This window comes from Kitasatospora sp. NPDC034533 (assembly GCF_055575155.1).
The window spans coordinates 1-9,377 of record NZ_JBVITE010000125.1 but is presented as its reverse complement, the minus strand read 5'-3'; the positions used below and the strand labels follow the sequence as shown (position 1 = coordinate 9,377).

Sequence of the window (9,377 nt, the reverse complement as noted above, 5' to 3'; positions counted from 1 at the left end):
GACAGCGGCACCGCAGTGGTTCAACAGCAAAGGTAGACGCGCCGCACCGCGCGCGATCCTCCTACTGCAAGATCCACTTCTGAAACACGCCCTACCGCCCGCACGCCGCCCAGGCCCGCGCCGAGGCCCGCCGGCCCCGCCCCAAACCCCGCAAGATCACCTCGAATCCGGAACTGCGGGACGCCGTCCAGACAATGCTGGACGAGAAGTGGAGCCCGGAGCAGATATGCAACGCTCTGCGGGCACAGTTCCCAGACCGGCCGGAGATGCACGTGGCCCACGAAACCGTCTACCAGGCGCTCTACGTCCAGGGCCGCGGCCAGCTGCGGCGCGAGCTGGCCGGCGCCCTGCGGAGCGGCCGGGCCCGCCGCAGGCCCCAGCGCCAGGCCAACTGCCGACAGCCACGCTTCACCACGCCCATGCTGATGATCAGCGAGCGGCCCGCAGAGGCCAAGGACCGGGCCGTCCCCGGTCATTGGGAAGGCGACCTGATCATCGGCAAGGACCAGAAGTCGGCCATCGGCACCCTGGTCGAACGCGCCACCCGCTACGTGATGCTGCTGCACCTGCCCGGAGACCACAGCGCCGAGGCCGTCCTCAGCGCTCTCACCGCCACTGCCCGGACGCTCCCCTCCGAGCTGAAGCGCTCCCTGACCTGGGACCAGGGCGCCGAGATGGCCCGGCACGGCGAGTTCACCCTTGCCACGGACATCCCGGTCTACTTCTGCGACCCGGCCAGCCCCTGGCAGCGCGGCTCGAACGAGAACACAAACGGCCTGCTGCGGCAGTACTTTCCCAAGGGCACCGACCTGTCGGTCCACACCCCGGAGCACCTGGCCACCGTCGCCGACCAGCTCAACCGCCGCCCACGCAAAACGCTCGGCTGGGAAACCCCAGCCGAGCGTCTGGCTAAACTCCTCACGGCCTAGACAACCGACCACGTGTTGCAACGACCGCTAGAAACCGCCATACGGCGCGGGCCCTCATGCTGGGACCGGGGGACCGGGGGACCGGGGGACCGGGGGACCGGGGGACCGGGTTCGGGGAGCGGGTGCGGTGGCCGGGGCGGCCGGTGGCGTCAGTCCAGCGAGCTGGACAGGCCGCTCGCCGAGCGGCAGTAGCCCTGCATCTCCGGGCTGGTGATCTTGGCGCAGAGCCGCCCGGCCGCGCCGCCGTCCGTGTAGTTGACGGTGTAGTAGCTGACCAGGCCCTCGGCGCAGGCCTTGCGCTGCCAGCCGTCGGCGGCGGTGGCGCACTGCTGGGCCGCCCAGTCCTCGCGGTCCAGGTTGTACTTCATGGTGCGCGAGCCGACACCGCGGCTGCAGTCCACCGCCCCGCCGCTGGCCTTGCCGTTGAGGCACCACTTGAGGGCTTCGGCGTAGACCTCGGGGTGGTTCGGGTAGTCGTGCGAGGACAGGTAGAAGGTCGGGGCGTAGAAGAAGCAGGCGGACTGGAACAGCGACGGCTGGTCCTTGCACGGGTAGAGCGGGTCCTGGGCGAGCTTGTCGGCGGGCAGGTTCGCCTTCGCCTGCTCGTCCTCCTCGTCCGGGCCGAAGAGCTGCATGAACAGGCCCTCGGAGCAGCGGATCCGGTTCTGGTCGCTGGGGAACTTGTTGCACAGGTCGCGCGCCTTGGCGACGTCCTGCTTGGCCACGAACATGGTGCCGTGGCCGACGCCGTGGATGCAGGGGCCGCTGTTCTTGGGCGCGCAGAGCTTGAGCAGGTCCGTGTCGGGCTGGGTGGAGGCGTTGAGCATCTCCTCGACCGCGCCGTGCAGGTAGCCGGCCGCGCAGGTCTCGTGCGGGAAGGAGATGACCTTCTGGAAGTCGGCGTTGAAGCGCTTGACCGCCGCGTGGCCGAGCTCGTGCGCGATCGGGTGGCAGAAGCGCACGGTGTACGGCTTCTCCTTGGTGATCTTGTCGAGGTCGGCCAGGGCGACGCCGGGGTCGGTGGCGTCCATCTCGGCCATCATCTTGTTGCGCAGCGTGGAGCGGGTCCACACCGCCGGGTCGCCGGTCGGGGTGGCGCTCGCGGCGCCGGTCGCGGCCGGTCGGGCGCCGACGGCGGGGGCTTCCGCGGCCCGGGGCGCGGTGGCCGCCGCGGGCGACCAGTCGGTGACGGCCACCGACCCGAGGCCCAGGACGCCCAGGAGCAGGGCGGTGAGAATCGCGAAGACTCGCGGCTGCATGAGGGGATCCCCCGGCGGATCGAGGTGAACGTTGTGTCTCCCATCCTGACGGTACGTGAGCGGGAAACCACGAATTCGTCCGCCATTTGAGAGATGTCGGCGACGCTACCGCACCGTCGGACCTGCGGGACCGGCGGGAGGGTGCCGCGTGATCACCCGGACGGAGTAGGGCGGTGCGGGCGCCGGCCACTGCACCGTCCGGGTGACGGGATCCGTGCCCGGGCGCTCACAGCTCCAGCGTCACCGGGTATTCCGTCAGCCAGGCGTCGAAGTCCAGCGCGAGGTCGACGGCCAGCCGGACGGACTGCGGGTCGGTGTCCGGGGCGAGCGCGTCGGTCAGGCGCCGCCGGTCGAGCAGCTCCAGGGCCGGCGAGGTGCGCTCGACGGCGAGCCGGGCGAGTTCGGCGCGCAGCTTCGCCGGGTAGTGCGGATCGGTGGTGACCGGGTACGGGCTCTTCGCCCGGTCGGCGACCGCGTCCGGCAGCACGTCCCGCACGGCGGCGCGCAGCAGGCTCTTCTCCCGCCCGTCGAAGGCCTTCATCGCCCACGGGGTGTTGAACACGTACTGGACCAGCCGGTGGTCGCAGAACGGCACCCGCACCTCCAGGCCGTTGGCCATGCTCATCCGGTCCTTGCGGTCGAGCAGGATGCAGACGAAGCGGGTCAGGTTGAGGTAGGAGATCTCGCGCATCCGCCGTTCCAGCGGGTCGGCCGCGGGCAGGTGCGGGACCTCGGCCAGCGCCTCGCGGTAGCGGGCCCTGCGGTACCCCTCCAGATCGAGCTTGCGCAGCAGCCCGGCGTCGAGCAGGTGCTCGCGCGGGGTGGCTCCGCCGCCGGCGATGCCGGTGAGGCCGAGCGCCCAGGGGAAGTCCTCGACGGCGATGGTGGCCGGGTCGTGGAACCAGCGGTAGCCGCCGAAGAGCTCGTCCGCGGACTCGCCGGACAGGGCGACGGTGGAGTGCCGGCGCACGCCGTGGAAGAGCAGCAGCAGCGAGGTGTCCATGTCGCCGACGCCGTTCGGCAGGTCGCGGGCGCGCAGCACGACGGCGCGCCGGGACGGGTCGGAGAGGTCGGCGGCGTCCAGTTCGACGACGCTGTGGTCGGCGCCGATGTGCTCGGCGAGCAGTCGGGCGTACGGGCCGTCCTGGGTCTGCCGGACGTCGCTGGCGTGGAAGTTCTCGCTCTGGCCCGCGAATCCGACCGAGAAGGAGCGCACCGGGCCGGCGCCGGAGGCGGCCAGCGTCCGGGCGGCGAGCGCGGTGACGGCGCTGGAGTCCAGGCCGCCGGAGAGCAGCGAGCAGAGCGGCACGTCCGCTTCGAGCTGGCGGTGGACGATGTCCTCCAGCAGCGCCCGGACGGTGGCGATCGTGGACTCCAGGCCGTCGCGGTGCTCGCGCGCCTCCAGCGCCCAGTAGCGGCGGACGGACAGGCCCTCGCGGCGCACCCGGACGACGTGCCCGGGCCGGACCTCGTGGATGCCCCGGTACGGGGTGAGGCCGGGGGTGCGGGTGTAGCCGAGCAGTTCGCGCAGCCCGTCGAGGTCCACCACCGGGCGGACGTCGGGGTGGGCGAGCAGGGCCTTGACCTCGGAGCCGAAGACCACGCCGTCCGGGGTGCGGTGGTAGTACAGCGGTTTGACGCCCATGCGGTCGCGGAACAGCAGCAGTTCCTCGCGCCGGGTGTCCCAGATCGCGAAGGCGAACATGCCGTTGAGCCGCTCGGCCAGGTGCTCGCCCCACTCCAGGTAGGCGTGCAGCACGACCTCGGTGTCGCTGCGGGTGCGGAAGCGGTGCCCGGCCGCCTCCAGTTCCGCGCGCAGCTCGCGGTGGTTGTAGACCTCGCCGCTGTAGGTGAGCACGGCCAGGATCCGGCCGTCCTGCTCGACCGCCATCGGCTGGGCGCCGCCGGCGATGTCGATCACGGCGAGCCGGCGGTGGCCGAGCGCCGCGTGCGGCTCCAGGTGCACGCCGCCGGCGTCCGGGCCGCGCCGGAGCTGGGTGGCCGTCATCGCTTCGAGGACGGCCCGTTCGGCGGTGAGGTCGCGCTCGAACGCGACCCATCCGGTGATCCCGCACATCCGCAAGCCTCCGGTCTTCCGCTTCGTGTTCAGGAGATCACGCTACGTGCGGAGTTGGCGCCGCTTCAAGGGGCTTTCGAGAACGACGGTGAACGGGTGGCCGATCACCGGCTGAATGTGAAGAGGGGGTGGAGCTAGGCTGAAAGTCGTAATGTCTGCCCGATTTCGGGCAGAAACTTTGGCTTCGCCGGGCGGCCCGGCCTAGGCTCCTCATTCGTGCCGAGCTCATCCCACCCCCACGAAGACCTCCTCGCCCACCTCACCCGGACCAGCCCGCTCGGGCCCCGGGAGGCGGCGCGGGTCGTGGCGGAGGTACTGGCGTACTTCTCCGAGAGCACCGAGGAGTACGTGCGCCGTCGCCACACCGAGCTCCAGGCACGCGGCCTGACCAACGAGCGGATCTTCGCCCGGCTCGCCGAGGAGCTGCCGCAGCGCCGGGTCTCGGCGCCGGAGCTCTCGGCCCGTCAGTTGCGGCGGATCGTCTACGGCTGAGCGCCGGTCCCCGGCCTTCGACGGTTCATGACCGCCTTTGGCCGATTCCGATCGGTTTCGGTGTCGATCGGAATCGCTCGGCGCTGCTCGGTGCCGTTCGATCCCGCCCGATGGTGTTCGGCAACGGCCGTCCGTGTTCGTCAACGTTCGACAGAGGAGTCCACGCATGTGCGGAATCGTGGCCTACATCGGCCCCAAGGACGCGACCCCCTTCCTGCTGGAGGGACTGGCGCGGCTGGAGTACCGCGGCTACGACTCGGCCGGCGTCGCCGTCGCCGGGCGCGGCGGGATCAAGCTGCGCAAGGTGAAGGGCCGGGTCGCCGACCTGGCCGCCGCCGTGCCGGCCCGGTTCAAGGGCGGCACCGGCATCGGGCACACCCGCTGGGCCACCCACGGCGTCCCCAGCGACGCCAACGCGCACCCGCACCTGGACGCCGCCGAGCGGATCGCCGTCGTCCACAACGGCATCATCGAGAACGCCGACGAGCTGCGCGCCAAGTTCACCGCCGACGGAGCGGTGTTCCGCTCCGAGACCGACACCGAGGTGCTCGCCCACCTGATCTCCGCGCACGTCGCCGAGGGCGTCGAGCTGGAGGACGCGGTGCGGGCCGCGCTCGGCCGGGTGGTCGGCACGTACGGCATCGCGGTGCTGGACGCCGAGCGGCCGGACCGGATCGTGGTCGCCCGCAACGGCAGCCCGATCGTGCTGGGCATCGGCGAGAAGGAGATGTTCGCCGCCTCGGACGTCTCCGCGCTCGTCCGCTACACCCGCCAGGTCGTCCACCTGGAGGACGGCGAGCTGGCCACCGTCCGGGCCGACGGCTTCCGCACCTTCACCGCGGACGCCCGCACCACCCACCGCCAGCCGTCCACCGTGGACTGGGAGGTCGACTCCTACGACACCGGCGGCTACGAGCACTTCCTGCTCAAGGAGATCCACGAGCAGCCCGGCTCGGTCGAGCGCACGCTGAGCGGCCGGCTCGACGAGCGCTTCGCGACCGCGCACCTCGGCGGCCTCAACCTGGACGCCCGGGAGCTGCGCGAGATCCGCCGGGTGAAGATCCTCGGCTGCGGGTCGGCGTACTACGCGGGCGAGATGGGGGCGCAGCTGATCGAGGAGCTGGCCCGGATCCCCGCCCACAGCGAGCCGGCCTCGGAGTTCCGCTACCGCAACCCGGTGATCGAGGCGGACACCCTGTACGTCGCGGTCAGCCAGTCCGGTGAGACCTACGACACGCTGGCCGCCGTCCAGGAGATCAAGCGCAAGGGCGGCCGGGTGCTCGGCGTCGTCAACACGGTGGGCAGCGCCATCGCCCGGGAGTGTGATGGCGGCATCTACCTGCACGCCGGTCCGGAGGTCTCGGTCGCCTCCACCAAGGCGTTCACCTCCACCGTGGTCGCCTTCGCGCTGCTCGCCCTGCACTTCGGACGCATCCACGACCTGTCGCCCGCCGACGGGCGCCGGATCGTCTCCGCGCTCCAGGCGCTGCCGGACCAGATCCGCGAGGTGCTGGAGCAGAGCGAGGCGATCGCCCGGCTCGCCGCCGAGTACGCCGAGTCGGCGGGCATGATGTTCATCGGCCGGGTGCGCGGCTTCCCGGTGGCCCGCGAGGGCGCCCAGAAGCTCAAGGAGATCTCCTACGTGCACGCCGAGGCCTACCCGGCGAGCGAGCTCAAGCACGGCCCGCTGGCGCTGATCAGCCCCGAACTGCCCACCGTGGCCCTGGTTCCGGACGACGAGCTGCTGGACAAGAACCTGACCACGCTGGGCGAGATCAAGGCCCGCTCCGGGCGGGTCATCGCGATCGGCCACCGCCGGCCGGAGGAGAAGCTCGCGGACCACTGCGTCGTGGTGCCCAAGAGCGAGCCGGAGCTGGACCCGCTGCTGCTCAACATCCCGCTCCAGCTGCTCGCCTACCACGCCGCCGTCGCCCTGGGGCGGGACGTGGACAAGCCGCGCAACCTGGCGAAGAGCGTGACGGTGGAGTAGCCGTCCGCTCCGGAACCACCGGGCCCCGGTCGCTGTGCGGACGGCCGGGGCCCGGCGCCCTTCTCCGGGAGCGCTCGCGGGGGCGGAGGCTCAGAAGACCGAGCAGCCGGACAGGGTGGTCAGGGTGTCCAGCGCGGCGACCGCGGCGACCGAGTTGCCGGCCTGGTCGAGCCGCGGGCCCCAGGCGCAGACGGCGGCGCGGCCGGGGAGTATCGCGAGCACGCCGCCGCCGACGCCGCTCTTGCCGGGCAGGCCCACCCGGAAGGCGAACTCGCCGGCGGCGTCGTAGGTGCCGCAGGTGAGCAGCACGGCGTTGATCCGCTTGGCCTCGCTGCGGGACATCAGCCGGGTGCCGTCGGCGCGCACGCCGTAGCGGGCCAGGAAGGAGCCGGCCAGCACCAGGTCACGGCAGCTGGTGGCGACGGCGCAGTGGGCGTAGTAGTGCTCCAGGACGGTCTCGACCGGGTTCTCCAGGTTGCCGTGGCTGGCGATGAAGTGGGCCAACGCGGCGTTGCGGTGGCCGTGTTCGGCCTCGGAGGCGGCGACCACCGGGTCGGTGTCCAGCAGCGGGTTGCCGGACTCGCGGCGCAGGAACTCCCGTACCGCGCCGGAGGCGTCGCCGGTCATGCTCTGGAGGCGGTCGGTGACCACCAGGGCGCCCGCGTTGATGAACGGGTTGCGCGGGATGCCGTGCTCGGTCTCCAGCTGCACCAGGGAGTTGAACGGGTTGCCGGAGGGCTCGCGGCCGACGCCCCTCCAGAGCGCGTCACCGCCGTGGGCGACCGCGAGGGCGAGCGAGAACAGCTTCGAGACGCTCTGGACGGAGAACGGCCGCTCCCAGTCCCCGACGCCGTACAGCTCCCCGTCGACGGTGGCGACGGCCATGCCGAAGGCCTCCGGGTCGGCGGTGGCGAGGGCCGGGATGTAGTCGGCGACCCGGCCGCGGCCGGTGGTCGCCCGGGCGGCCGCCTCGGCGGCCTCCAGCAGCACCGGCCAGTCCAGGACCTCCCCGCCGGGCACACCGTTCAACGCTCTTCCTCCACCGGCACCGACTGCGGACACGACCGGGACCGGGCGCGCGGTGCGGGTGCGTCCGGTCCGACCAGGATTATCCGTGTTTCGGGTGGACGGTTGGCCGGGAGGGTCGGTTCCCGCGGTTACGGTGCCTCGGAGGGCGCCTGGACGGGTGGGCCGGTGAGCAGGGTGCCGGTGTCCGAGTAGGGCCGGCCGTTGGGGACGCAGCCGTGCAGGCCCTTGATCTGCTGCATCATCACCGGTGCCGGGGCGCCCGGGGCCGGGCAGTCGACGTGGCCGTTGCCGAGGATGTGGCCGACCTCGTGGTTGACGGCCAGCGCGTGGTATGCCTCGGGGTCGCCCCGGTAGAACTCGGACAGCTCGGTCCAGCGCTTGAGGTTGATCACCACCTGGTGGGTGACGCCGCAGTTCACCCAGCCGCCGGTGTCCAGCCCGTACTGGCCGCAGATCCGGTCGGTGGACCGCGGGGTGGCCAGGTAGACGGTGAAGTCCACCGGGTCGGCGGGCATCCGCTGGAAGGAGGCGGTGCCGCCGGCGGCCCAGCCGTGCCGGACGTCGCCCAGGATCGCGTCCACCTCGGCGGCGAACCGTTCCGGGCTCTCCGCGATCCCGTCCTCCACCCGCACCTTGTAGCGGTACAGGTGCTCGCCGGTGCCGAAGCGGGCGGAGCCGCCGGGCGCGGTGGTGAAGGCCAGCCGGTCGTCCCCGTCGCCCCACGGCTGCCACCAGAGCAGCCCGGCGGTCAGGGCGGCGACCAGCGCGAGGGCCAGCGCGGCCGGCCGGGGCCCGGGTCGGCGCAGCCGCGGGCGCGCCCTCAACGGCCCGCTCCCGCCGGGGCGGGGCGGCCGGTGGCGGCGGGCGCGATGGTGTCCGGGCGGGCGGGGGCCGGGGTGGACATGGCGGAGGTGCTCCAGGAAGGGGATCGGCGGATCGTGGGGCCGGTCACGGCGGCCGGGCCGTCGCCCGGCCGTACGGAAGGGCTCTCACCTGGAGGAACGCGGACGGGCGGGCCCCGGTTCGGCGGTGTGTCCGGTGTCACGGCGGCGGCCCCAGTCGGACGGGCGGCCCGGTCGGTTCCCGGAACCGCTCGATGGTGTCACCCGCGCGGCGTGTCCCTGGGGCCCGCCGCCGGATTCGGGTGTCGTGGTGCGGGTCGACCCGTCGGGCCGCACCCGTGCGGGCCGCCCCGCCCCGCCCACCGGAATGCCATCGGAGGTACCGCCATGTCCACCACCGCCGTGTTCACCGTCGCCGGAATGAGCTGCGGCCACTGCGAGAGGACGGTCAGCGCCGGGCTCGCCGCCCTGCCGGGCGTCACCGACGTCAGCGCGGACGCGCCCAGCGGCCTGGTCACCGTCTCCTCGGTGGGGCCGCTGGACGAGACGGTGGTGCGCGGCGCGGTGGACGGGGCCGGGTTCACCTTCGTCGGGCGGGCCTGACGCTCCGCCGGGCGGGGGGGGGGGGGGGGGGGGGGGGGGGGAGGGGGGGGAAGGGGGGGGGGGGGGGGGGGGGGGGGTGTGGGGGGGGGGGGGGGGGTTGGGGAGGGGGGGGGGGGGCCCCCCCTCCCCCCGCTGCGGGGGGGGCGGCCCGGGACC

At 72.9% G+C, this 9,377-nt stretch carries 7 protein-coding genes and 1 pseudogene; 4 read left to right on the top strand and 4 right to left on the bottom strand.

Features of this window, described 5'->3' with window-relative positions; genetic code table 11:
• Positions 1 to 92: 92 nt before the first annotated feature.
• Positions 93 to 929: pseudogene (locus ACZ55U_RS38365) on the top strand (IS30 family transposase); the annotation flags it as partial.
• Between the two features lie 149 nt (positions 930 to 1,078).
• Here ACZ55U_RS38365 and ACZ55U_RS38360 read toward each other — a convergent pair.
• Together ACZ55U_RS38360 and asnB are read right to left on the bottom strand one after the other, a co-directional pair.
• Positions 1,079 to 2,188: a hypothetical protein gene (locus tag ACZ55U_RS38360; protein ID WP_465534166.1), complete on the bottom strand. Its 1,110-nt coding sequence runs from the start codon at positions 2,186 to 2,188 to the stop codon at positions 1,079 to 1,081.
• Positions 2,189 to 2,414: 226 nt separating this feature from the next.
• Entirely contained in the window at positions 2,415 to 4,265 is a 1,851-nt protein-coding gene (gene asnB / locus ACZ55U_RS38355; protein WP_465534164.1) for an asparagine synthase (glutamine-hydrolyzing), read from the bottom strand.
• A gap of 216 nt (positions 4,266 to 4,481) precedes the next feature.
• Here asnB and ACZ55U_RS38350 point away from each other — a divergent pair, with 216 nt between their 5' ends.
• Together ACZ55U_RS38350 and glmS are read left to right on the top strand one after the other, a co-directional pair.
• Positions 4,482 to 4,757: a hypothetical protein gene (locus ACZ55U_RS38350; RefSeq protein WP_359817625.1), complete on the top strand. Its 276-nt coding sequence runs from the start codon at positions 4,482 to 4,484 to the stop codon at positions 4,755 to 4,757.
• A gap of 166 nt (positions 4,758 to 4,923) precedes the next feature.
• Positions 4,924 to 6,747 (top strand): glutamine--fructose-6-phosphate transaminase (isomerizing), encoded by a 1,824-nt coding sequence (gene glmS / locus ACZ55U_RS38345; protein ID WP_465534162.1) that lies wholly within the window; start codon positions 4,924 to 4,926, stop codon positions 6,745 to 6,747.
• A gap of 90 nt (positions 6,748 to 6,837) precedes the next feature.
• On the opposite strand, the gene ACZ55U_RS38340 is transcribed toward glmS, so the two are convergent.
• Positions 6,838 to 7,749, bottom strand: a complete 912-nt coding sequence (locus tag ACZ55U_RS38340) for a glutaminase (protein ID WP_465534168.1) — start codon at positions 7,747 to 7,749, stop codon at positions 6,838 to 6,840.
• A gap of 155 nt (positions 7,750 to 7,904) precedes the next feature.
• Positions 7,905 to 8,600 (bottom strand): DUF3152 domain-containing protein, encoded by a 696-nt coding sequence (locus ACZ55U_RS38335; protein ID WP_465534160.1) that lies wholly within the window; start codon positions 8,598 to 8,600, stop codon positions 7,905 to 7,907.
• Positions 8,601 to 9,005: 405 nt separating this feature from the next.
• Between ACZ55U_RS38335 and ACZ55U_RS38330 the strand changes: the two genes are divergently transcribed.
• Complete coding sequence (locus ACZ55U_RS38330; protein ID WP_465534158.1) at positions 9,006 to 9,221, top strand: heavy-metal-associated domain-containing protein; 216 nt, start codon at positions 9,006 to 9,008, stop codon at positions 9,219 to 9,221.
• Positions 9,222 to 9,377 lie beyond the last annotated feature (156 nt).

Coding starts and splice junctions, on each gene's coding strand:
- asnB (WP_465534164.1), bottom strand. CDS start 4,265: ATGTGCGGGATCACCGGATGGGTCGCGTTCGAGCGCGACCTCACCGCC.
- ACZ55U_RS38330 (WP_465534158.1), top strand. CDS start 9,006: ATGTCCACCACCGCCGTGTTCACCGTCGCCGGAATGAGCTGCGGCCAC.
- glmS (WP_465534162.1), top strand. CDS start 4,924: ATGTGCGGAATCGTGGCCTACATCGGCCCCAAGGACGCGACCCCCTTC.
- ACZ55U_RS38360 (WP_465534166.1), bottom strand. CDS start 2,188: ATGCAGCCGCGAGTCTTCGCGATTCTCACCGCCCTGCTCCTGGGCGTC.